The organism is Dokdonia sp. Asnod3-C12, assembly GCF_045063975.1.
In the GTDB taxonomy this organism is placed as follows: Bacteria; Bacteroidota; Bacteroidia; order Flavobacteriales; family Flavobacteriaceae; genus Dokdonia.
This window is the reverse complement of the sequence record NZ_JBEFNY010000003.1, coordinates 2,663,690-2,687,714: the sequence shown is the minus strand read 5'-3', so window position 1 is coordinate 2,687,714 and position 24,025 is coordinate 2,663,690. Positions and strand designations below refer to the sequence as shown.

Annotated in this window: 25 protein-coding genes; 19 read left to right on the top strand and 6 right to left on the bottom strand. The window is 37.8% G+C overall.

What is annotated here, in order from left to right:
• Positions 1 to 74: 74 nt before the first annotated feature.
• The 4 genes from ACJJVW_RS12215 to dapF all read right to left on the bottom strand — a co-directional run bounded on the left by ACJJVW_RS12215 (position 75) and on the right by dapF (position 3,331).
• On the bottom strand, positions 75 to 725 hold the full coding sequence (locus ACJJVW_RS12215; protein ID WP_405225852.1) for a peptidoglycan-binding protein LysM: 651 nt from the start codon (positions 723 to 725) through the stop codon (positions 75 to 77).
• Between the two features lie 246 nt (positions 726 to 971).
• Positions 972 to 2,015 carry an endolytic transglycosylase MltG gene (gene mltG / locus ACJJVW_RS12210; protein WP_405252172.1) on the bottom strand — a complete coding sequence of 348 codons (1,044 nt, stop codon included), beginning with the start codon at positions 2,013 to 2,015 and terminating at the stop codon, positions 972 to 974.
• Positions 2,016 to 2,558, bottom strand: coding sequence for a GNAT family N-acetyltransferase (locus ACJJVW_RS12205; RefSeq protein WP_405252170.1), 543 nt, complete (start codon positions 2,556 to 2,558; stop codon positions 2,016 to 2,018). It lies immediately after the preceding gene.
• Positions 2,555 to 3,331: a diaminopimelate epimerase gene (gene dapF / locus ACJJVW_RS12200; RefSeq protein WP_405252168.1), complete on the bottom strand. Its 777-nt coding sequence runs from the start codon at positions 3,329 to 3,331 to the stop codon at positions 2,555 to 2,557. The genes ACJJVW_RS12205 and dapF overlap by 4 nt, the downstream gene beginning before the upstream one ends.
• A gap of 129 nt (positions 3,332 to 3,460) precedes the next feature.
• Between dapF and ACJJVW_RS12195 the strand changes: the two genes are divergently transcribed.
• The 6 genes from ACJJVW_RS12195 to prfB all read left to right on the top strand — a co-directional run bounded on the left by ACJJVW_RS12195 (position 3,461) and on the right by prfB (position 9,773).
• On the top strand, positions 3,461 to 4,867 hold the full coding sequence (locus ACJJVW_RS12195) for a trypsin-like peptidase domain-containing protein (protein WP_405252165.1): 1,407 nt from the start codon (positions 3,461 to 3,463) through the stop codon (positions 4,865 to 4,867).
• A 170-nt stretch (positions 4,868 to 5,037) separates the two neighbouring features.
• Positions 5,038 to 6,480: a glyceraldehyde-3-phosphate dehydrogenase gene (locus ACJJVW_RS12190; protein WP_405252163.1), complete on the top strand. Its 1,443-nt coding sequence runs from the start codon at positions 5,038 to 5,040 to the stop codon at positions 6,478 to 6,480.
• A 279-nt stretch (positions 6,481 to 6,759) separates the two neighbouring features.
• Positions 6,760 to 7,347, top strand: a complete 588-nt coding sequence (locus ACJJVW_RS12185) for a hypothetical protein (protein ID WP_298325716.1) — start codon at positions 6,760 to 6,762, stop codon at positions 7,345 to 7,347.
• Between the two features lie 56 nt (positions 7,348 to 7,403).
• Positions 7,404 to 7,847, top strand: a complete 444-nt coding sequence (locus ACJJVW_RS12180) for a GNAT family N-acetyltransferase (RefSeq protein ID WP_405252161.1) — start codon at positions 7,404 to 7,406, stop codon at positions 7,845 to 7,847.
• A gap of 40 nt (positions 7,848 to 7,887) precedes the next feature.
• Entirely contained in the window at positions 7,888 to 8,565 is a 678-nt protein-coding gene (trmD, locus tag ACJJVW_RS12175; protein ID WP_298325723.1) for a tRNA (guanosine(37)-N1)-methyltransferase TrmD, read from the top strand.
• A 100-nt stretch (positions 8,566 to 8,665) separates the two neighbouring features.
• Positions 8,666 to 9,773 (top strand): peptide chain release factor 2 gene (gene prfB, locus ACJJVW_RS12170; protein ID WP_108878351.1). Its coding sequence is split into 2 segments (ribosomal slippage): positions 8,666 to 8,728 and positions 8,730 to 9,773, totalling 1,107 coding nucleotides; the frame shifts between segments, so codons are not numbered across the junction.
• A gap of 69 nt (positions 9,774 to 9,842) precedes the next feature.
• Here prfB and ACJJVW_RS12165 read toward each other — a convergent pair.
• Together ACJJVW_RS12165 and ACJJVW_RS12160 are read right to left on the bottom strand one after the other, a co-directional pair.
• Positions 9,843 to 10,481, bottom strand: a complete 639-nt coding sequence (locus tag ACJJVW_RS12165; RefSeq protein WP_405252159.1) for a CPBP family intramembrane glutamic endopeptidase — start codon at positions 10,479 to 10,481, stop codon at positions 9,843 to 9,845.
• Complete coding sequence (locus ACJJVW_RS12160) at positions 10,481 to 10,939, bottom strand: Lrp/AsnC family transcriptional regulator (protein ID WP_298325732.1); 459 nt, start codon at positions 10,937 to 10,939, stop codon at positions 10,481 to 10,483. Before ACJJVW_RS12160 ends, ACJJVW_RS12165 begins: the two co-directional genes overlap by 1 nt.
• A 259-nt stretch (positions 10,940 to 11,198) precedes the next feature.
• Between ACJJVW_RS12160 and ACJJVW_RS12155 the strand changes: the two genes are divergently transcribed.
• From ACJJVW_RS12155 to ribB, 13 genes are all read left to right on the top strand, one after another.
• On the top strand, positions 11,199 to 12,413 hold the full coding sequence (locus ACJJVW_RS12155; RefSeq protein ID WP_405252157.1) for an aminotransferase class I/II-fold pyridoxal phosphate-dependent enzyme: 1,215 nt from the start codon (positions 11,199 to 11,201) through the stop codon (positions 12,411 to 12,413).
• 239 nt (positions 12,414 to 12,652) lie between these two features.
• Complete coding sequence (locus tag ACJJVW_RS12150; protein ID WP_405225884.1) at positions 12,653 to 14,119, top strand: Na+/H+ antiporter NhaC family protein; 1,467 nt, start codon at positions 12,653 to 12,655, stop codon at positions 14,117 to 14,119.
• Entirely contained in the window at positions 14,119 to 14,574 is a 456-nt protein-coding gene (locus tag ACJJVW_RS12145) for a hypothetical protein (protein ID WP_405252155.1), read from the top strand. Before ACJJVW_RS12150 ends, ACJJVW_RS12145 begins: the two co-directional genes overlap by 1 nt.
• A 158-nt stretch (positions 14,575 to 14,732) precedes the next feature.
• Positions 14,733 to 15,377, top strand: a complete 645-nt coding sequence (locus ACJJVW_RS12140) for a peroxiredoxin (protein ID WP_405252153.1) — start codon at positions 14,733 to 14,735, stop codon at positions 15,375 to 15,377.
• Positions 15,378 to 15,391: 14 nt separating this feature from the next.
• Complete coding sequence (locus tag ACJJVW_RS12135) at positions 15,392 to 15,706, top strand: co-chaperone YbbN (protein ID WP_108878340.1); 315 nt, start codon at positions 15,392 to 15,394, stop codon at positions 15,704 to 15,706.
• Positions 15,687 to 15,944 (top strand): DUF6952 family protein, encoded by a 258-nt coding sequence (locus ACJJVW_RS12130; RefSeq protein ID WP_013749699.1) that lies wholly within the window; start codon positions 15,687 to 15,689, stop codon positions 15,942 to 15,944. The genes ACJJVW_RS12135 and ACJJVW_RS12130 overlap by 20 nt, the downstream gene beginning before the upstream one ends.
• A gap of 90 nt (positions 15,945 to 16,034) precedes the next feature.
• Positions 16,035 to 16,589, top strand: coding sequence for a DUF427 domain-containing protein (locus tag ACJJVW_RS12125; protein WP_405252151.1), 555 nt, complete (start codon positions 16,035 to 16,037; stop codon positions 16,587 to 16,589).
• 90 nt (positions 16,590 to 16,679) lie between these two features.
• Positions 16,680 to 17,180 (top strand): thiol peroxidase, encoded by a 501-nt coding sequence (gene tpx / locus ACJJVW_RS12120; RefSeq protein WP_339848429.1) that lies wholly within the window; start codon positions 16,680 to 16,682, stop codon positions 17,178 to 17,180.
• A 112-nt stretch (positions 17,181 to 17,292) separates the two neighbouring features.
• Positions 17,293 to 17,619, top strand: coding sequence for a diacylglycerol kinase (locus tag ACJJVW_RS12115; protein WP_051583939.1), 327 nt, complete (start codon positions 17,293 to 17,295; stop codon positions 17,617 to 17,619).
• A 236-nt stretch (positions 17,620 to 17,855) separates the two neighbouring features.
• Positions 17,856 to 20,306, top strand: coding sequence for a DNA translocase FtsK 4TM domain-containing protein (locus tag ACJJVW_RS12110; protein WP_405252149.1), 2,451 nt, complete (start codon positions 17,856 to 17,858; stop codon positions 20,304 to 20,306).
• Positions 20,307 to 20,312: 6 nt separating this feature from the next.
• The gene (locus ACJJVW_RS12105) at positions 20,313 to 21,032 is read left to right on the top strand and encodes a LolA family protein (RefSeq protein ID WP_405252147.1); all 720 of its coding nucleotides are present in this window, start codon (positions 20,313 to 20,315) and stop codon (positions 21,030 to 21,032) included.
• 63 nt (positions 21,033 to 21,095) lie between these two features.
• Positions 21,096 to 22,751, top strand: coding sequence for an LptF/LptG family permease (locus tag ACJJVW_RS12100; RefSeq protein WP_405252145.1), 1,656 nt, complete (start codon positions 21,096 to 21,098; stop codon positions 22,749 to 22,751).
• A gap of 66 nt (positions 22,752 to 22,817) precedes the next feature.
• Positions 22,818 to 23,960: a 3,4-dihydroxy-2-butanone-4-phosphate synthase gene (gene ribB / locus ACJJVW_RS12095; RefSeq protein ID WP_013749709.1), complete on the top strand. Its 1,143-nt coding sequence runs from the start codon at positions 22,818 to 22,820 to the stop codon at positions 23,958 to 23,960.
• Positions 23,961 to 24,025: the final 65 nt, after the last annotated feature.

Here is a 24,025-nt window from a genome sequence, read left to right as displayed (position 1 = left end):
GCATTCAACTATATAGATCCTTAAATAATGCGCAATAAAAAACCCAGACCTATTAGTGTCTGGGTTTTTAGTAATTATAAAGTAGCTTTTGCCGACGCATTTGCGGGGATAATTGATGTATCAAAGTTGCCAAAGCGACTTAGATAAGATGTGAGAGGTACATTATTTGCATCTGCAAATACATCCTCACCACCAGAGTCAAGAAATTTCTTGACGTTTCCTGCTCCGCATAAATGTGCCGCAGCTATGAGACCACTTTCGGTAACTTTATGACCTCCTATTGTTTTACCATCAAAGGCGTTGATATACTCACGTAAAACATATTTGTTCCTTGCAACAAGCGCATCAAATGCACTTTCTTGCATGGCTGGAGAATTCATAAAATCTCTTGCACTGTCTACACCTACCCACTTAAGAGTAGATTGACCAAACTGGTATCTGCCTTTATAACCAAGTCTGTTTACTGCAAAATAATTACCACTGGACTCACTAAAAGCCAAAGCTTCCTTAAAGCCTATATACGATGTTCCCAAAACAGGACTATTAAATCCTCCTGGAAAATCGGGTACAAATGATTCAAGCGTAGGAGTTACAAAAGTATCTGCCTGGTTTTTGAACCACATTGCGGCTATCGCATTGCCATTATCATCTTTTACAATGAAACCTGTAGATATTATAAATAACACAGGTAGCAATACTACTAATAGTAAATAACGTCTCTTCATATAATGAATCGAATTAAAGTTTACAATTACCGACCACTTAGTGTGATCTAATCTTTAGTAATTCTCATAAGAGCTTGCAAGCGCGGCTTGCCATTATTCTATTGTAATTAAAAGAACATATTCCTGTTACAGGAATTTTCTGTTAACCGCGTCTCTATGAGAATCACGGTAACAACTTCAATATAAGGAGCTTTAGTGTGTTAGAAATATCATTTAATACCTGTTAACATGAAAGTTAACAAGGACTTAACGATTGATACCCTTATTGTTGATCCAGCGTCTGTATGCAGCGCTATTTGCATTGTGTTGTGACAATGTCTTAGCAAACTTGTGATATCCAAAGTTTTCTACATCTGCTACAAAGTAATAGTAGTTATGCTTTTCTGGATTGAGCACGGCCTGGATAGCCGTTACATCTGGCATGAATATAGGCCCTGGAGGAATACCTCTATTTCTATAAGTGTTATATGGAGAGTCTACTTCTAGATCTTTATAAAGCACACGTTTTATTACCATGTCCCAATCATTCTTTTCTCTCTTTACGGCATAAATAACAGTAGGATCTGCATCTAGTTTTATACCATCTCTAAGTCTGTTTAAATACACACCGGCCACTCTAGGTCTTTCGTCAGTTTTGGCAGTTTCCTTTTGCACAATGGCTGCTATCGAGTATACTTCTTGTGGAGTTAGATTAAGCGCTTCAGCTTTGGCTAATCTCGTGGCATTCCAGAATTTTTTATACTCACTAAGCATTCTTGCTCTAAAATCTTCTGCACTCGTGTTCCAGAAAAACTCGTAGCTATTAGGAATATACATTGTGAGTGCAGTATCATTATTAAAGTCATGCTCTCTCAAGAAGTTTGTATCTAGCATCGCTGTTATAAGCGATGTACTGTCTGCTTCTATTTGGGTTGCTACTCTCCCCGCCATATCTTGTAAACGCTCTTGGTTATTAAAAGCCACTTTTACAGGTGTATTTTTAATACGGATGGTATTGATGATCTCATTATTACTCATCCCCTTCTTTATAATGTAATGACCAGGTCTCACATTATCATTATACCCTTTCTTTTCTGCCACCGTTATAAATGATGATTCGTCTTTTAAGAGTGGTGAGAGATCTGCCACCACATCATTAAAAGCAGATCCTGTTGCAATGTATAAGTGCGCGCGATCATTGTTAAAGGCAGTATTGTCAGAAAAAATAGAAGTGTATACTGTGTAAGCAAATACGCCTCCTATAACAATGCCTATGGCAACTATAAGTAGTAAAATCTTTTTAATGTACATCTAGAATATGTGTTGGTATAGTAATTCGTTTATATATGATTCTTTTCCTGTAGTGAGACTACGTTTACGTCTCCACTGTTTTTTAATACCTATTAACTCAAAACCTGCTTTTTCAAATAGTGAGATACTCGCCTTATTATCCTCTTCTATATTAGCATATAGTTGATGTAAATTGAGATGTGTATTGCTGTAATTTTTGAGAAGATTTATACTCTCTGTGGCATAGCCTTTTCTCTTATGTTCTTCACCAGCAATTACTATACCTATGCCTGCTCTTAAATTATGTGGATCAAAGTCAAATACATCAATAAGACCTACAAAATTATGTGAAGTACTATCACATATTACTAAACGCAGTTGACGTACGTCAAAGATATCACGGTGGCTGTTTGCTAAGTATTCTTTGAGCACATATTTAGAAAACGGAACAAGCGTCTCTCCCACACTCCATAAACCTTCATCATTTTCTACACGATACACGTGATCAATATCTTCTGATTCTAGTGCTCTTAAATAGCAATGGGTGCCTTGCAATGTCTTCATTGCCATTCTCCTTTAAAAACAAATGTTGCAGGACCTATTAAATAGATATTAGAATACCCATCATTAGTTTTCTCAAACTGTACAGACAGTTTCCCACCTTGTACATCTAGCGCTACTTTATTGCTAGTGGTTAATCCATTTGTATGTGCTGCGATTGCAACAGCTGTCACTCCTGTCCCACAGCTCAACGTTTCATCCTCTACTCCACGCTCATAGGTGCGCACTGCAAAATGAGCATTATCTAATTGCTGTACAAAGTTGATATTACTTCCCGCTTCACCATATAAACTACCGTAACGCAATGCTGCTCCTTCAGCTTTTACGTTTACTTTTTCTACATCATCTACCATTGCAATATGATGTGGAGAGCCTGTGTCTAGAAATGTGTAAGCAGCTTCTTTCTTAATTTCAGATACATCCTGCATTTTCAGTTGCACGATATCACCTTCTATGCTTGCCTCGTGTAGACCATCTATCGCTTCAAAGGTTGCCTTGTTTTCTATAATAGATAACGCTTTCGCGAAAGCTACCAAACAGCGTCCACCATTACCACACATGCTACTTTCATTGCCATCTGCATTATAGTACACCATTCTAAAATCTGCCGAAGGATGGTTTTCTAACAGCATTAATCCATCTGCTCCTATGCCAAACTTTCTATCACAGAGCTTTGAGATGAGTTTGGTATCATCTTTGGGAAAGTATTGAGTACGGTTATCTATGATTACAAAATCATTGCCAGTACCTTGATATTTTGAAAATGGGATTGTCATTTTTAATGCTTTATTACGACAAAAATAGCAAATCTCGATTTCGTTTCTCGTGTTAAATGGCAGTTAAATAGAAACCGTAGATATACTAAATTTTTAATTTTAACGATTATTGATTAAATGCAACGGACTATGAAAAAAATCGCAGGAACACTTTTAATCGCCGTACTAGCAGGCGCAATCACGCTAGGATCATATAAACTCTTTATTGAGCAGCCTACACAAGTAGCTTCTTACCCTACTCAAATAGATAACACGCCTACCTATAAACCGGTCAATTATGAAGCACTTACTGCTGCTGCAAGTGGGGTAGATTTTACTGAAGCTGCCGAAAGGACGGTAAACGGAGTCGTACACGTTAAAAACGTACAAGAATATAGACAACCTCGTAACATGATGGAATATCTGAGAGGAGGCGGCCAGGCAAACAAAGGCATTGTAGGTGCAGGAAGTGGAGTTATCATCTCTGGCGATGGCTTTATAATCACAAACAACCACGTGATAGATGGCGCTACAGAAGTAGAAGTCACTTTAAACAACAACAAAACCTTCATGGCAGAAGTGGTAGGTAAAGATGCAAAGGCAGACATCGCAATATTAAAAATAGATGCTGGTGAGGAACTTCCTTATATCCCATTTGGCGATAGTGACGACACAAAAGTAGGAGAATGGGTACTTGCCGTAGGTAATCCATTTAACTTAACCTCTACAGTAACCGCAGGGATTGTATCTGCAAAAGCTCGTGATATAGATGAACGCGATGCAAACTACCAGTCTTTTATACAAACAGATGCAGCTATCAACCCTGGAAACAGCGGTGGAGCTTTGGTGAACATCTTTGGTGAGTTAATTGGTATTAATACTGCCATCACCTCACAAACTGGATCTTACGTAGGATACGCATTTGCCGTACCTTCAAATAATGCTCGTAAGATCATGGAAGACATCATGCAGTTTGGTTCGGTACAAAAAGGAATCTTGGGAGTAAGTGGTGGTACACTTACAGCCGAAATTGCAAAAGCCGAAAACCTAAAAACTGCCGAAGGCTTTTATGTAGCTGGTGTAGAGTTTGAAAGTGGCGCAGAACAAGCAGGATTAAAGACTGGAGATATCATTAAGAAATTAGACAATATTAATATCACAAAATTTTCTGATCTCACTGGATACATTAATTCAAAGAGACCTGATGATGTTGTTCAAGTTGAAATATTAAGAGACGATACTAAAATGACACTACCTGTCAAGTTAATAAAGTCAATCACTTTTGACATTGAGCGATTAGGGATACAAGTTAAAAATGCATCGCCAAAAGACCTTGCAAAATACAAAGCCAAAAATGGCGTGGTAATAAGCCAGACGCTCACAGAAGCTATGAAACGTTATAGAATCGAGGGTCTTGTAATCTCAGAGATAGATGACGTAATGGTAAATTCAATTGAAGACGTAAAAAACATCTTTAAAAATAAAAGTGCAAACGAGCCAGTAAGCATCGTTTTTGTAGACCAAAAAGGAGAACGCAACCGCTTTATCTTCGATTAAGCATAACACACGTAAAGCAAATAACCCTTCCATACCGGAGGGGTTATTTTTTTACATCAAATTCAACAACGAAATCGTTTGCGTACCCACTTAAAATATATACTTTTGCCGAAAATTTAAGTGAATTTACATTTTCGTAAAACCAAAACAAACCTTTTAACTACATCGTAATGAGTCAATCAGAAACGTACGAAAAAGAACTATCCTTTCAAGCAGATCGCCGTAGAGCAACTGTAGAATTTATTAAAATTGCTAGTGATTTATGGTACGACAGCGCCATAGAACTTGTAGTATTTAGAAATCAAGTAATGGATCGCAACGTGAGCCAGATTCTAGATTTACACGAGTATGCAGGTGCCTTTGTAGGGAAGCCTATCTCAATTTTTGATAGTGTAGAAATTGCAGAAGCAATCAAGCAACTTAACCTTCCTCCATCTAAGTTAGACATAGGTAAACTTACTTATGAGTATCACCTAGAGGATAATGCAAATGCAACTAGTTTTGTAGCGCAGCGCTTAAAGCCTGCCGAAAATGTAACTCCTATTGAGCCTAAGGATGTTGTTCTTTACGGTTTTGGACGTATAGGTCGTCTTGTTGCAAGAGAGTTAATGACTCGCACTGGTAAAGGTAGTCAGCTACGTCTTAGAGCTGTAGTTACTCGTGGTGTTGTAGATCAAACAGTTCTTGAAAAAAGAGCAAGTCTTCTTAAAAGTGACTCTGTACATGGTGACTTTACTGGAACTGTGTCTATAGATGTAGAAAATAAAGCACTTATTATCAATGGTACTACGGTAAACTTCATCAGTGCAAATGCACCAGAAGATATCGACTATACTGCATACGGAATCAGCGATGCGTTGATTATTGATAATACTGGAGCCTTCCGTGATAAAGAACAGTTAAGTAGACATTTAGTAAGCAAAGGAGCTGCTAAAGTACTTCTTACTGCTCCTGGAAAAGGGATTCCTAATATTGTACACGGTGTAAACCACCTAGAGAATAACCCAGATGAAATCAATATTTTCTCTGCAGCTTCTTGTACTACTAATGCCATTACTCCTATTCTTAAAGCGATTGATGATACTTTAGGTGTACAAACAGGACACCTAGAAACGATACACGCTTATACTAACGATCAAAACCTAGTTGATAACATGCACAGCAAGTACCGTAGAGGTCGCGCTGCTGCACTTAATATGGTGATTACAGAAACTGGTGCTGGAGCTGCAGTAAGTAAAGCGCTTCCTCATTTTGAAGGGAAACTTACTTCAAATGCGATACGCGTTCCTGTGCCTAACGGTTCACTTGCGATACTTAACCTCGAACTCAATAAGAAAACAAGCATAAAGGGAATCAACACGCTTCTTAAAAAATATGCGCTTGAAGGAGCTCTTGTAGAGCAAATCAAGTATTCTATTGATAACGAACTCGTATCTAGCGACATCATAGGATCATCTGCTCCTAGTATTTATGATAGTAATGCTACGATAGTACGTAAGGACGGTAAAAACGTTGTGCTCTACGTTTGGTATGATAACGAGTATGGATATAGCCATCAAGTTATACGCCTTGCTAAGTACATAGCAAAGGTGCGCAGATTTACATATTACTAGGATTATACTTGTAGTTGTTACGCTTTCGCGAAAGCGTGATGTAAACACAAGATAGATTGCTTCACAGTAATCTTAAGCATACACATAAAGCCACCTCACCAGGTGGCTTTATCATTAAAATAACTAACACCAAAATGCCTTGCAAAAAGTTAAAGTGATTGAGATGGTTCTTAATTTTTAATAAAAAAGTCCAAAAGCTATATTTTGACGTATTTTTGTAAACCGAGGCAAGCATTAAAGCTATATTTTAGCCGCAATTATATTTAAACAACAACCTATATGAGATTTTTTACTAGAGCAATTGCTTTTATATTCCTCCTGTCATTTTCTGTGACACATGCTCAAGATGCTACTAAAACAATAGACGAACAATTTACCGAAGTCATCGAGGGTTCTAATAACTACCAGCAATTTAAGGTTATTGATAAAGTAAAAATGACGCGCTTGCAACAAAATGCAAAAGCACGTATTGATGTATTGCAGTCAGAAATAGAAAATCTTAAGTCTGAAATGAATAAGCAGCAAACAGCTGCCTCAAAAGTAAGCGCCGACTTAGAAAAAATACAACTAACACTTACAGAAACTGAAGAGGAAAAAGACTCTATAAACTTCTTTGGCATCCAGATGAGTAAAGGAAGTTACCAGACCATGATGTGGAGTATTATTGGACTTCTATTACTTGGACTTGTGTTTTTTATTTTCAAGTTTAGAAGCAGCAACGTACTCACTAAAGAAGCACAGCACAAACTTGATGAAACAGAAGTTGAGTTTGATGAGTACCGTCGCAAAGCACTAGAAAAAGAACAAAAATTAGGACGCCAGCTTCAAGACGAGCGTAATAAAGCACTCAAGTCTGCAAAAGGATAGTCTGCTTATTTTTAAGAAAATCAAAAAATCTGTACTTTGTAGTACAGATTTTTTTTATGCATATACGCAAAGCCACCTTACAAGACCTAGACATCATAACACCACTGTTTGACGGGTATAGACAGTTTTATAGACAAGCATCAGACCTTGAAGGGGCAGGCGTATTTCTAACGGAAAGGCTTACCCATAATGAGAGTACTATTCTTATAGCCTTTCATGACAAAGAAGAAACGGAAGCTGTAGGATTTACTCAGCTTTACCCACTTTTCTCATCTGTGAGCATGGAGCGCATGCTGCTGCTTAATGATTTATATATAACCCCAATTCACCGTGGAAAAGGTATAGGTACATTACTCATAAACAGCGCAAAAGAACTATGCGTATCGTTACAGCAAAAAGGCATCGTTTTACAAACTGAGACTACAAACCCTGCTCAACAACTTTATGAGCGCCTAGGATTTAATAAAGACCCCGATTTACATTACTTTTGGGCTCGCTAGTATAATACCCCAATTACAATAGCTCAACCTTATCAAGATTATGAGAATAGATATCATTACCGTTGTACCAGATTTACTTAAAAGCCCTTTTGAAGCTTCTATCATGCAGCGCTCAATTGCAAAAGGATTAGTAGATGTGCAGTTTCATAATCTACGTGATTACACAGATACAAATTATAAGCAAGTAGACGACTACCAGTTTGGTGGTGGTGCGGGAATGGTAATGCAGATTGAGCCTATAGATAAATGTATCTCTAAGCTCAAATCTGAGCGTGATTATGATGAGGTGATCTATATGACACCAGATGGCGAGACCCTTGATCAAGGGATGGCAAATACCATCTCTCTCAAAGGAAATATCATCATTTTGTGCGGTCATTATAAAGGAGTAGATCAGCGAGTGAGAGATCATTTTATTACTAAAGAAATATCCATAGGAGACTACGTTTTGAGTGGTGGAGAGCTTGGCGCTCTTATACTTTGCGATGCGGTGATACGATTAATTCCTGGCGTGCTAGGTAATGAGACTTCGGCGCTTACAGATAGTTTTCAAGATGGATTACTCGCTCCACCTATTTACACACGCCCAGCAGAATATAAAGGCTGGAAAGTCCCTGAGATTTTAACAAGTGGTAACACTCCTAAAATTGAAGAATGGCGAGAAGAACAAGCATACCAAAGAACAAAAGAAAGAAGACCGGATTTACTAGATGAGTAATGAGTACGCTTTCGCGAAAGCGCAACCTCAACAATTAACATCACTTGGTTTCTTACTACATACATTATCAATTTAAATACACCCACTTTCTGGGAAACATATGATTACAACAGATCACATAAAATCACTCCAAGAGCGCGTAGACGGCTTAAGGAGATATCTTTGACGTAGATCGTAAGCGCATCGAGATACAAAACGAAGAAGAAAAAACCTTTGACCCAAATTTTTGGAATGACCCTAAGGAAGCTGAAGCTTTTATGAAGGCTTTGCGTTCTAAAAAGAAATGGGTGACAGATTATGAGGATGCTCAAACTTTTATAGAGGACCTTGAAGTCTTGTATGAATTTGCAAAAGAAGGAGAAGCTCCCGAAGAAAATGTGCAAGATCGTTACGACAAGGCAGCTGCTTTTATAGAAGATATCGAGTTTAGAAACATGCTTTCTGAGGAAGGTGATGAGCTTAGCTGTGTCTTACAAATAACCGCTGGTGCTGGTGGCACAGAGAGTTGCGACTGGGCAGCAATGCTTATGCGCATGTACTTAATGTATGCAGAAAAGCAAGGCTGGAAGGTGAAAGAACTTAACTTTCAAGAAGGTGATGTTGCGGGTATAAAAACCGTATCGCTAGAGATAGAAGGAGACTTTGCTTTTGGCTGGCTTAAAGGTGAAAACGGTGTACACAGACTGGTGCGCATCTCCCCTTTTGACAGTAATGCAAAACGCCATACTTCATTTGCCTCTGTATACGTGTATCCACTTGTAGATGATAGTATCGAGATAGAAATTAACCCAGCAGACTATGATATTGTTACTGCTAGATCTTCTGGTGCTGGAGGGCAGAATGTAAACAAGGTTGAGACTAAGGTCCAACTTACCCACCACCCTACTGGTATACAAATTTCTTGTTCAGACTCGCGCTCACAACACGACAACCGTGCAAAAGCATTACAGATGCTACGTTCTCAGCTATATGAACTTGAACTACGTAAGCAAATGGAAGCCCGTAATGCCATTGAGGCAGATAAGAAAGCTATAGAATGGGGATCACAAATACGTAATTACGTATTACATCCTTACAAACTCATAAAAGATGTACGTAGCGGCGTAGAGACGGGTAATACAGATGCTGTTCTAGATGGAAACATCGACCTTTTCTTAAAAGGATACCTAATGATGATGGGTCAAGAAGAAGCGAGTGATGAGCTTTAAAAAGGATCAATTTTAAATAAAAAAAAGCCAATCGAAAGATTGGCTTTTTTTATATCTAATAAGTATTTTTTAACAAGCCTCCATCCCTGGGAATGCAAGCATCTGCCCCATCCCTACTGTAAATAACCAGTTACCATATAATGCGTGTTCTATAGAAACCAGTGTGGTAGATCTTGTTTTCTTAAAGGTATAAGCAAATAATAATCCTCCTAAAAATGTAAGCACAATCACTAAAGTGTTACGTAAGAACAAATGCGCCATTGCAAACACAATAGCGTTTACCACAATAAGTAATCGCTTGTCTTTAAAGAAACTGCCATAACGATTAAAGAAAAAGGTTCTATAAATCACTTCTTGTGGCCATACTGACAGAAAAGTATAAAACAATAATATCATCACCCACAATCCTGGATTGCTTAATGGCACGCAGAACAAACTTGATGGCTGCACCACATAAACATAAATGGTGGTAACAATGGCTATAACAAGAAGCTTCGCAGCTGTCTCCTTAAAAAAAGAAGGCCAATTTATAGAGCGTTCCACTTTGAAGCTTACAGAACCACTCTTAAAAAGCATTATAAGTAAATAGGTGAAGCCTATGAGTACACTAGCTACTTTTATTTTGAAATCATAAGGCAGCAAGAGGCTTAATGGCAATAACACAAAGAGCACAAAAAACTCCGAAAGCACATAGTGTTTGCTATTCATTACACGGAGATTGTTGTGGTATTCTTCACCTCACTTATCGTAAAGGAACTCTGCGTACTCCCTATATATTTAAGCGTAGTAAGCTTGGTTACCATAAAATTACGAAAGTGCTCCATATCTCTCACAAGCACCTTTAATAGATAATCATAGTCACCACTTACGTGAAAACACTCTAGCACCTCATCAAGTGCGGTCACCTCTTTCTCGAAAGAATCTATAGCATCCTTCGCATGTTTTTCTAGTTTAACATGACAAAACACTTGAAAACCAAGTCCCACTATCTCCTTATTAATGAGTGTAATATATTGTGAGATAACACCAGAGCGCTCCATCTTTTTTACACGCTCATAAATAGCAGTTACAGAAAGGTTCAACTTTGCAGAGAGTTCTTTATTTGTGATTTTGGCATCATGTTGAAGGTAACCTAGTATCTTTTTGTCTATCTCGTCTAGTTTCATGGTAGAAAAATTATCAGTGAGGATTATTATTTTACGCTTTCTCGAAAGCTAAATTCTATTTTTTATCAAAAATACAGTTTTAAAATCTATAATTAACCCCTTACGTTGACTATAAATCTACAATCACATACATTTACTAAACACAATCACAAGCTCCCCAGCTTAATAATTAAAAGACAATTACTTTGATCCTGTAACACTAACAACCAATGTACTAGAAAGCCTCAACAGGTCTCTAATACAAAAACCGATATCAACCATGAAATTTAAACCAGCAAACGAGATTCAAGATTTACAATATTTTGGAGAATTTGGAGGAGTAAACCCTTCTATATCAGACAGCTCTACTTATACATTCCTTTCGGCAAAAACAATGTTTGACACCTTTGAAGGAAATGCAGATGGATGTTATTTATACTCTAGACACAGCACTCCATCAAACTTATATCTAGGTGCAGCTCTTGCCGCAATGGAAGGAACAGAAACGGCAAACGTTGCCGCTAGTGGTATGGGAGCGATTACACCTGTATTACTACAACTCTGTGAAGCTGGAGATCACATCGTCTCTAGCCGTACTATCTACGGAGGAACGTATGCATTCTTAAAGAATTTTGCACCAAGACTTAATATTACAACGAGCTTTGTAGATATCACAAATCTTGAAGTAGTGGAGGCAGCTATTACAGAAGACACAAAAGTGCTGTACTGTGAGTCTGTTAGTAATCCGCTTTTAGAAATTGCAGATATTGCAGCACTTTCAGCAATTGCCAAAAGGCATAACTTGAAACTTGTGGTAGATAATACGTTCTCTCCACTTTCTATTTCTCCTGTACAACATGGAGCAGATGTGGTGATACACAGTCTTACTAAATTTATAAACGGCTCTTCAGACACGGTAGGTGGTGTAGTGTGCGGTACACAAGAATTTATAGATGCGTTACGCAATGTAAATGACGGAGCAAGTATGTTACTAGGGCCAACAATGGATAGTTTACGCGCTGCTTCTGTTCTTAAAAATTTACGCACTCTGCACATACGTATGATGCAACACAGTCACAATGCGATGTATCTCGCAGAGCGTTTTGAAAAGTTAGGATTAAGAACGGTTTATCCAGGACTCCCTTCTCACCCTAGTCACGATGTGTTTAATAGACATATGAATGACAAGTACGGTTACGGAGGAATGCTCACAGTAGATGTAGGCTCTCTAGACAAAGCAAATGCTTTGATGGAATTAATGCAAGAAAAGAATCTTGGATACCTAGCAGTGAGTTTAGGTTTTTATAAAACACTTTTTAGCGCTCCTGGAACTTCGACTTCTTCAGAAATTCCAGAAGACGAGCAAGCAGCGATGGGACTTACAGATGGTCTTATACGCTTCTCAATAGGTCTTGATGCAGATATAGAACGTACCTATGAGATGATGAAGTCTTGTATGGAAGAGATAGGTGTTTTACAATCTGTAGTGGCATAACTTTTTTCAATTTTGTTGATATGCGAGGATGAAGCATAACCGCTTTGTGCTCGCTTTTTTTTGAACCGATCTATTTTAGGCACTTTAAAGACAAGTAATTTGTGATAACTCAAATAGATAGCGCTTTGAGTTATGTTTATTTGAAATACTATATGATGTTACATCGCTGGTTTTTGAGCATACACCTTGCAGAATACCTCCTATTATTGTAACATTACGGATAGAAACCGCACACTCTCATGAATAAAGAACTGGAAGATCAAAAAAACCATCATATTGTTAACAATCGCGAATTAAATTTATGGGAAGCACTTATTCCAGTGGTGATTCTTATGTGCTTATTAGCCTATAATATTTTCTTTAAGGATGGTGAGTGGCTTGGCGAATATTCAAATCAATATATCCTTTTAATGGGTGGAGCGGTAGCAGCTATTGTAGGCTTCTTAAATAAATCCACACTGAGCACAATGCTTGCCGAAGTATGGGAAAACCTCAAAAGTGTTTTTGTACCCATCATGATTTTGTTTCTCGTAGGAGCGCTAGCTGGTAGTTGGCTTGTGAGTGGTATCATACCAGCAATGGTGTATTATGGACTTCAAGTACTTAACCCTACTATATTTTTACCAGCCTCAGTAATTATCGCTGCCATTATCTCAATTGCAACTGGAAGCTCATGGACCACCTCTGCAACCGTAGGTATTGCACTTATAGGTATAGGTCAAGCACTGGGTATCGACACGGGAATGATAGCGGGAGCTGTGATTTCTGGCGCATATTTTGGCGATAAAATGTCACCACTAAGTGATACTACTAACCTAGCCCCAGCCATGGCGGGAACAGATTTGTTTACACACATAAAATACATGACACTCACAACGGTACCTACTATTGTGATTACACTCATTGTTTTCATTATCATCAGCTTGAGTATAGACACTACTGGTACTGCAGATATCACTGCGCTTCTAAGTGTAATAGATGACACCTTTAATATCACTCCACTCCTGTTTATTGTTCCAGGAGTTGTGATTGCACTCATTGTAACGAAGACAAAACCATTAATTGCCCTAGGAGTAGGAGTTATTCTTGCTGCAGTGTTTGCTTACATTTTCCAGCCAGACATTTTAAACATACTATCTACTTCAAAAACAGATGCTATTCTCACAGCTATCTGGACAGATACCGCTATTGAGACTCCTAATGAAACACTAAACGAGCTTTTTAGTTCAGGAGGAATACTTGGTATGCTATGGACAATATTACTTATATGTTGCGCTATGGTTTTTGGAGGAATTATGGATGGTATAGGAGCATTAGCTCGTATTACTAAAGCATTGCTAAGCGTTGCAGACACAGTTTTTGGACTTTTTGCTAGTACAGTGATCTCTTGTCTTGGCCTCAACGCTATTGCATCAGATCAATACCTTGCCTTAGTCATCCCTGGTAAGATGTTTAAAAAAGCATATGAAGACAAAGGTCTTGCTCCAGAAAACCTATCTCGTACGCTAGAAGATTCGGGAACTGTTACCTCTGTTCTTATCCCTTGGAATACTTGTGGTGCTTATCAAAGTAGTGTGTTAGGTGTAGGTGTGGGAGAATACTTCTTATACGCCATCTTTAACTGGCTTTCTCCATTTATGACTTTACTATTTGCTGCTTTTAATATTAAAATCAGACAACTTAAAGATGCTCGTTCGGCGGCTTAATGATTGAATTTCTTTTAACATTATTAGTGGATTTTGGACTTATTTCTGTAGACTATAAGCATAAGAAATCTATAGAAATTGAAGAAAAAGAAGAAGGCAAACGTAAGCCTTTTAAAAAATTCTTTGGTCAACCTACTTCCATAGTAATCTTTATTTCTATATTTCTTACCGCAACAATTTCCATAATCTACTTTAGTTATAAAGATCGAGTTTTAAACGTTCGGGATACCGAACTAGAAATGTCTCAAATCTTCACTCGTATACAATCTTATGAAGCTAAAAATCTGCAAATCCAATCAATTAACGATTTAATCAAAAGTAGACCGCTACTTAAAACTTGGAAGACGGACTCTTGGGGAACAGCATATCGTTTAGTGAAAAGCAATGGTTTTTCTGTACATTCGGCAGGTAGAGATAGGAAATTTGGAACAAGTGATGACCTCTTTTCAAAATAGGTTTTTACGCTTTCGCGAAAGCGTAACTACTACATTTACAGCTCCTAAAGAGCAGGCATAAGTAAAATCAATACTACTATAACATTATCCCATTTTACTATATGCAATGACAACACTTTTCTAGGTATTTTTGCACTCGAATAAAAAAACCTAGAACAATGACTTTAGTTGGTAAAAAATTCCCAAACCTTGCTGTTGACGCAATGGATGAAATGGGAGATACTTTTAAATTAAATATCTTAGAAAAAGCTAAGGAAGAAGGAAAGAAAATCATTCTTTTCTGGTACCCGAAAGATTTTACATTTGTTTGTCCTACTGAGCTTCATGCTTTTGAGGCAGCAAAACAAGCATTTGCAGATCGTAATACGCTTGTAATAGGAGCTTCATGTGATACTCCAGAAGTACACTTTGCGTGGTTAAACACTGCAAAAGATAATGGAGGTATAGAAGGTGTAACATACCCTATTCTTGCAGATACTAACCGTAATCTTGCAAACCAACTTGGGATTCTTGACGTGACAAACGAGCGTTTTGATGAAGAGACTGGAAATGTTATGGTAGATGGTGACAATGTTACTTATAGAGCAACTTACCTTATTGATGAGGAAGGAACTGTTTTTCACGAAGGTGTAAACCACATGCCTCTTGGTCGTAATGTAGCAGAGTTCTTGAGACTTGTAGATGCTTACACACACGTACAAGAAAAAGGAGAAGTTTGTCCTGCAAACTGGGAAGATGGAAAAGATGCAATGAGCGCAAACCGTGATGGTGTTGCTAGCTACCTTGCTGCACACGCTAACTAAATAATAAAGAAGCTATGATTCAAGAATTAGATCAAGATAACCTTAACCAGATTGTTGCAGATAATGATACTGTTATTGTACAGTACAGTGCAACATGGTGTGGTAACTGTCGTATTATGAAGCCTAAGTTCAAGAAACTAGCTTCAGAAAATGAAAATGTAAAATTTGTAATAGTAGATGCAGAGAAGAATCCAGAGTCACGTAAAATGGCAACGGTAGATAACCTTCCTACATTTGCAACGTTTACAAAAGGAGCATTTAAAAACCAAGTGCAAACTAACAAGTTTGACGTACTTAAAGATCTCGTAAATGAAGTTACCAGTAATTAAACACCTCGTAAGTTTTATAGAAGAAAATGATCAAGATTTTCTTATTGAGACTGTGGAGACTTTAGAAAACCTTACAGAAGTTCCTTCTCTTAAAGATGAAGAGCTAGACGTTATAGGCGAACTAATCTCAAATATGTATGGTGCGCTTGAAGTGCACAAAGACATACAAAGCGGTACTGCAAAGAAAGAAGCTCTCAACGGCTTCATGCAACGAGTGATGGGATCTATAGACAATTAAGTCTACCGAGTACATAAATTTTAAAATGCGATGTCTTACAGACATCGCATTTTTTTTATACGTTCTTTTAAAGTTATCTTTAGAATAAAAATGAAAAAAGCACCTAGCTGGATACTAGAACACCGCGACTCTTGGGAATATAGAGGTCAAAAAAGACCGCCATTTGCAATCACTCCTAGTGAGGATCAGGAATCTGTATGGGACTACCCAAGACCACCAAAAATTACGATAGATCAAAGGCTGATTATTGTAAAGCACAAAGAAACTGTTATCGCTGCTACTACTAGAGCTTTTAGAATTACTGAAACTGCTAGCCCGCCCACATATTATATTCCGCAAGAGGATATAGATATGGAATTGCTTGAGGAGGTCGTTGGTAGTTCGCACTGTGAGTGGAAAGGAGCTGCAGCTTATTGGGACATTATACTACCATCAACTACATTTAAAAATGCTGCGTGGAGTTATCCAGATCCTTATAAAGAATTTATAGACATAAGTAATAGTATCTCGTTTTACCCAGCGATTCTAGATTGTTATATAGATGACGAGAAAGTACGCCCACAACCCGGAGGTTTTTATGGAGGGTGGATTACTGATGAGATTGTAGGTCCCGTAAAAGGGGAAATACCAGAAGCATCCTTATAGATACACTCTATTTCTTAAAAATTTCTTTACCATACTTTTAATAAAATTGCTCTCGCATTTCTGTACTTTTACGTAACCAAAAAAAATAATATGGCAAATATAACTTTAGGCGGAAACGCTGCAACAACGATAGGAGAACTTCCAAAAGTAGGAACAACAGCTCCAGATTTTTCACTTTCAAAAAATGACATGTCTACTGCAAGTCTTGCAGACTTTAAAGGAAAACGTGTGGTATTAAATATATTCCCATCGGTTGATACTGGTGTTTGTGCACAATCTGTACGCACATTTAATGAAAAAATTTCAGGTGCAGAAAATACAGAAGTACTTTGTATTTCTCGTGATCTACCATTTGCACAGGCTCGTTTTTGTGCAGCCGAAGGTCTAGAAAATGTACACACTCTTTCTGACTTTAAATCTGGTGATTTCGGAAAAAACTATGGGGTAACTATAGAAGGTGGAGCCTTTGAAGGTCTTCACTCAAGAGCTGTAGTCGTACTCGATGAAGCTGGAAAAGTAATTTATACAGAGCAAGTACCAGAAGTAGGTCAAGAACCTAACTATGAAGGTGCAATGAGCGCTCTTAAATAATATACATACCTTTAATGCTGAGTATATCACAGACTGATATACTCAGCATTTTTTTTAACTATACACCTCCACTCCATTGCCTATTAAATTTATTACTGGAAGACTTAAGGGAATGAAATACTCTCTTCAAGGAGGTATACAACTTATACGCTCTGAGGCTAGTATCCAAGTACAGTTTGGCGTTGCCATACTAATTACTATTGCTGGATTATACTATAACATCTCACGCACAGAGTGGATTGCTCAAATATTATGCATAGGCCTCGTAATGACCGCCGAAGGTCTCAATACCGCCATAGAAGGAATTGCAGATTTTATACATCCAGACTTTCATGAGAAGATAGGTCGCATTAAAGATATTGCTGCAGGTGCGGTAGGTATTGCAGCGCTAGCGTCTGTGATTGTGGCTGGGATTATCTATATACCTCGCATTTTTTAGATGCCCTAGTAGAAATTAAGCATCTTGCCTTCTAGATGTACACCAACTATATAGAGTTATTTTTTCTACACAAATAATCTTACGCATAGTGATTCTTTCTTGTTGATTTACAACTCAAAATAATTGTAGAAAATTTCCTTCTACAATTATCACTTCTACAACGCACCAAACCACCTATTTTTCCGTTTCAATATTGTACTTTTATCTCCCACCAAAAAACAACCTTGAACGCTTCTATGGCAAAAAAGAAATCCACGGCTAAAAAAACAAATACTAAGACTCCTAGAAAATCTATCTCCTTTAAATTGACGCGCCAGCAGCAAATCATTTTAGGATGCTTTTTATTCTTACTCGGTCTTGGCTTGCTGTTCTCTTTTATCTCATACTTATTTACCTGGAAGGTAGATCAAAGTCTTATTGCTACAGGAACTAGAGAAGACGAAGCCTCAAACTGGCTTTCTCTTGTGGGTGCACGCATAAGCCATTTCTTTATTTACAAAGGTTTTGGTGTTCCTGCGCTCGCACTTTGCATTCTTACTTCGCTCACTGGAGTACATTACATTTTTGATTATGCAAAGACGTCATTAAAAAGATTTTGGTTTTGGGGAATATTGCTCATGCTTTGGCTAGCTGTATTTCTTGGATTTTTCCATAAAAAGAATGATATCCTTGGAGGTACCGTTGGTTATGAAATCAATGACTTCTTGCAAGATTATTTAGGTCTTGCGGGAGCAATCATCGTGATGGCTTTTCTAGCTATTGTCTATCTAGTTGTCCGTTTAAAACTTACACCAGAACGTATATCTACTTTTATAAACAAACAACGTAGTGATCTCGCTGGTGAGTTTTCAGAAGATGGAAAGGAACCTATTATAGTAGATAACTCCTCTACTTACGAAGCCGAAGAGTTTTTAAAAGGAACTAAGGTTGAGGATGAGACCGCTTTCGCGAAAGCGGAAACCACAACACCTCCTAAGACATCTACATTTGAACAAAACGTTCAAGATTTACAACCTACACTCACCAAAAAAGAAGCGGAACCTACAAGTAGCTTCCAAGTAACGAAAGCTCCAGAGGAAGAAGTTGTCGTACCTGTGGAAGAAGTTGCTGTAGAGGTAGAAAAACCAATTGAAGAGGAAGAACTCACCGATAACCTGAGCTCAAAACTAGTTGCAGATTTTGGCGAATTTGACCCTACCTTAGAACTTGCAAAATTTAAGTTCCCTCCTATTGATCTATTAAAAGATTATACAAACGGACAAGGTATCACCATTAACCAAGCAGAGCTTGAAGAAAATAAAAATCGAATTGTTGAGACGCTTAACAACTATAAAATAGGGATCTCAAACATAAAAGCAACCGTAGGGCCTACGGTGACATTATATGAGATTGTTCCTGAGGCTGGGGTTCGTATTTCAAAAATCAAGAATCTTGAAGATGATATTGCTTTATCACTCAGCGCACTCGGCATTCGTATTATTGCTCCTATCCCTGGACGTGGTACGATAGGTATTGAGGTACCTAATAAGAATCCGCGTATTGTGAGTATGCGCTCTGCAGTGGCTAGTAAGAAATTCCAAGAAGCAGAGATGGAATTACCACTTACACTAGGTAAAACCATTTCAAACGAAACTTTTGTGGTAGACCTTGCCAAAATGCCTCACCTACTCATGGCAGGTGCAACTGGACAAGGTAAATCTGTTGGTCTTAACGCAATTCTAACCTCCCTACTTTACAAAAAACACCCTGCCGAAGTTAAATTTGTACTGGTAGATCCTAAAAAAGTGGAGCTTACTTTATTTAACAAGATAGAACGTCACTATCTCGCAAAACTTCCAGATACAGACGAAGCCATTATCACAGATAATTCTAAGGTGATTAACACGCTTAACTCTCTATGTATAGAGATGGATAACCGTTATGACCTGCTTAAGGATGCAATGTGTCGTAACATTAAGGAATACAACGTCAAGTTTAAGGCTCGTAAGCTCAATCCAGAAAATGGACATAAGTTCTTACCTTATATTATACTAGTAGTAGACGAGTTTGCAGATCTTATTATGACTTCTGGAAAGGAAGTAGAAACACCAATAGCAAGGCTTGCACAGCTTGCTCGTGCCATTGGTATTCACTTAATCATTGCAACACAACGTCCTTCTGTGAACGTGATTACGGGTATTATTAAAGCTAACTTCCCAGCTCGTATCGCTTTTAGAGTAACTTCAAAAATAGATAGCCGCACGATTCTTGACACCTCTGGTGCAGACCAACTTATAGGTCGTGGTGACATGTTGTACACACAAGGTAATGACGTGGTGCGTATACAGTGTGCCTTTGTGGATACTCCAGAAGTAGAACGTATTGTAGATTATATAGGAAATCAAAAAGCATATCCGGACGCTCACTTATTGCCAGAATATGTAGGTGAAGAGAGTGGCACAAGTCTTGATATAGATGCTTCAGATAGGGATGCTCTCTTTCGCGATGCCGCCGAAGTATTGGTCATTGCACAGCAAGGAAGTGCTTCTCTATTACAACGTAAATTAAAACTAGGATACAATAGAGCTGGAAGAATCATAGATCAACTAGAAGCTGCAGGTGTGGTAGGTCCTTTTGAAGGAAGTAAAGCACGTCAAGTACTAGTTCAAGATATGGCTGGACTGGATCAACTCCTAAATAATGACTAAATAGAAATGAAAAAGAAACTTATTTTTTGGCTGGCTCCTATACTTTTTAAGAAAGTATTAGTTCCTGTCGCAGTAAAAGGTTACCGCAAATTTGCAAAACGTGCAATGCCTGTGGTATTGTTGTTATTTATAACCGCTTTCGCGAAAGCGCAAACCGCACAAACCCTACTTAAAGAGGTAGACACTAAGGTAAAAAGTTATGACAACATCGCTATTGATTTTAAATATGCCTTAAGCAATGAAGCCGAAGGTGTAAATCAAGAGACTAAAGGAAACGTAGTAATGGCTGGTAACAACTACAAGCTATCTCTTATGGGGACTACGCAATTATTTGATGGAAAGAACGTTTATACTATTGTTCCTGAAGATGAAGAAATCACCATTAGTGCAATGAGTGATCAAGATGAAAATGCAATCACACCTTCAAAAATGCTATCCTTCTTTAATGAAGGTTACACTCAGAAGATGGACATTGTACAAAAAGTAAACGGTAGAGAAATACAGTTTGTAAAGCTTACTCCTATGGACTCTAATAGTGACGTAAAATATACGTTACTTGGTGTAGATGCACAGACTAAGCATATTCACAAGCTTATTATCACACAAAAGAATGGTACTAAAGTGACTATTACTGTAAATTCATTTAAGCCTAATCAACCTTTGGCAAAAAATGTATTTGTTTTTGATAAGACGAAGTACGCAGATTATTACATCAATAAATTATAATAGTATAATACTAGTAGCAAGGGCGCAGACTTCTTATTTTTGTTTGCGCCCTCAGCTTTTTACATGAAAATACTAGACCGATATATTCTTTTTACGTTCGTAAGAACATTCCTGAGCATCTTCACTATTTTGATGTTCATTTTTGTTTTACAAAGTGTCTGGTTATATATACAAGAACTAGCAGGTAGAGACCTTGACTTTGATGTCATAATAAAGTTCTTACTTTTTGCGATGCCTAGTCTTGTAACCCTAGTACTTCCACTATCGGTTCTTCTTACAAGTATCATGACCTTCGGTAACTTTGCCGAAAACTATGAGTTTGCAGCAATGAAGTCTACGGGTATCTCACTACAACGCGCGATGAAAAGTGTGATTTACTTTGTAATTTTTCTTGCGATATCTTCCTTTCTATTTGCAAATCATGTAATCCCTGCTTCTCAAATTGAGTTCAGAAATTTACGTAGAAACATAGGTAAACTCAAACCTGCCATGCTCATACGTAGCGGACAGTTTAATGAGATTACAGAAGATTTTAATATGCGTGTGGCTGAGAAATATGGCGATAGAGATCAATATCTGAGAGACATTGTAATCCATCAAGCCGAAAAAGGAAGACTAGGCAACTATACCGTTATTATCGCTTCTGAAGGCGAACTCATAAGTTCTATAGACTCCCCTACGCTTTCCTTAAAACTTACGGACGGTAATTACTATACCGAAGTTCAAAAGAAAGATTATAAGGAGCGCAAGAAAGAACCTTTTGCAAAGAGTTATTTTGAGACGTACACGCTTAATATTGACTTGAGTGAGCTAGATGCTGTTGACCTAGACGATAAGGATATCAATAACAGCTACCAGATGATGAATATCGTCTTACTAGACTCTAGCATCATAGAGCTATCAAAGCGTTATGTGGAAGATAGAACTACCTTTAGTGATAAGTATATACACAAGGCAAACTTAACATCACTAGACTCTCTATATTCTGGGGTAACTGCTCAAGATAAAGTGGTCAAAGACACGCTGCTAGATAATTATGAAGTAAAAGATCGCGTGCGTATATTAGAAATTGCAAAGTCTAATTTAAACAACACAGTCGCAGATCTTGAGAATCGAAAGAACAAACTCAAAGTAGATGTAAAGCGCCTGAGTAAATTTGAAATTTCTCTGCACGAAAAGTATGTGTTAGGGTTTAGCTGTATTCTACTCTTCTTTGTAGGAGCTCCTCTAGGCGCTATCATTCGTAAAGGAGGATTAGGACTTCCTATTGTAATTGGCGTCGTTCTATTTCTCACATTCCACTTTATAGGAATCTTTGCAAAAAACAGTTCAGAAAACAACTCTATAAGCCCATTTTTTGCTAGTTGGCTCAGTACATTTATTTTATTACCACTAGGTGTTTACCTTACTTATAGAGCAACTACAGACCAAGGAATCTTTGACGTAGATATTATTCCTAAGCCTATTAAAAGATTATTTGCTAAAAAGAAGGAAGAGACCATCATCACTCCTACAGTAGATAAATCATACGTTCTCACGGAAGATGAGATACAATTATTAGACTCCTTTTCTTCTAATCAACTTAAGGACGTAGTAAAAAATTACAAAGATCTAGGGCACTCTAACGATATGCGTTTAGCCGCCATAGACAGACTTGATCAATTAGGCATCACTATAGAACACCTAAGAGTTCAAGGATATTATCAAGACAGCAAATAACTTTTTGCGCTTAAAACTTACACACAAAACAAAGGTGTTCCCGTATCTTTGTACAAAATATTACCTATGCAAAAGACAGCATCTACAAGCATCCAACTACATACTATTGAAGAAGCAATTGAAGACATTAAAAATGGTAAAGTAATCATTGTAGTAGATGATGAGGATCGTGAGAATGAAGGAGATTTTCTAGCTGCTGCAGAAGCAGTGACACCAGAAATGATCAATTTTATGGCTACTCATGGTCGCGGTCTTATATGCACGCCTATTACAGAAGATCGTTGTGAAGAGTTACATCTCAACATGATGGTAACGAGTAATACAGATCCTATGGAGACCGCTTTTACTGTTTCTGTAGACCTTAAAGGCAATGGAGTTACAACTGGAATATCTGCCTCAGATAGATCAAAGACAGTACAAGCACTAATAAACCCAAATACAAAACCTTACGATTTAAGTAGACCAGGACATATCTTCCCGCTTAAAGCGAAAGAAGGAGGAGTACTGCGTCGTACGGGACACACAGAAGCTGCGATTGATTTTGCAAGACTCGCAGGTTTTAAACCTGCAGGAGTTATTGTAGAGATCATGAATGCAGACGGGACAATGGCTCGATTGCCGCAGCTTCTAGAAGTTGCCAAAACTTTTGACCTTAAGATAGTTTCTATTGAAGACCTCGTGGCTTATCGTATGAATCACGATAGCCTTATTGATAAAAAAGAGGACTTTGAGATTAAAACGCGTTTTGGAGATTTTAGACTTCGTGCGTATGAGCAAACTACAAATGATACGGTTCACATAGCACTTACTAAAGGTGGCTGGGAAGATGATGAGCCCGTACTTGTACGCGTAAACTCAACTCAAATTAATAATGACCTACTAGGTACACTTACAAACAATCCAGATGCAAAACTAGATGACATGTTTCGTGCGGTTAATGAAGCTGGAAAAGGAGCAATAGTCTTTATAAATCAAGAAAATGCAAGTGCAAATCTTTTAGGAAGATTAAGCGAACTAAAAACTTTACAGAAAGAAGGAGAGATGAAAGCTCCTAACGTAGTGATGGACTCAAAAGATTTTGGCATAGGAGCACAAATCTTACATGACCTGCGCATATCAAAAGTAAAACTAATGACTAATAGTGAAGGTCTTAAACGTATAGGTATCGTAGGCTACGGTCTTGAGATTGTAGAACGTGTAGGCTATTAAGTACACGTACTTTATAAAGCAAAAAGCCATCTCATAATGAGATGGCTTTTTTTTGAGATGTAATT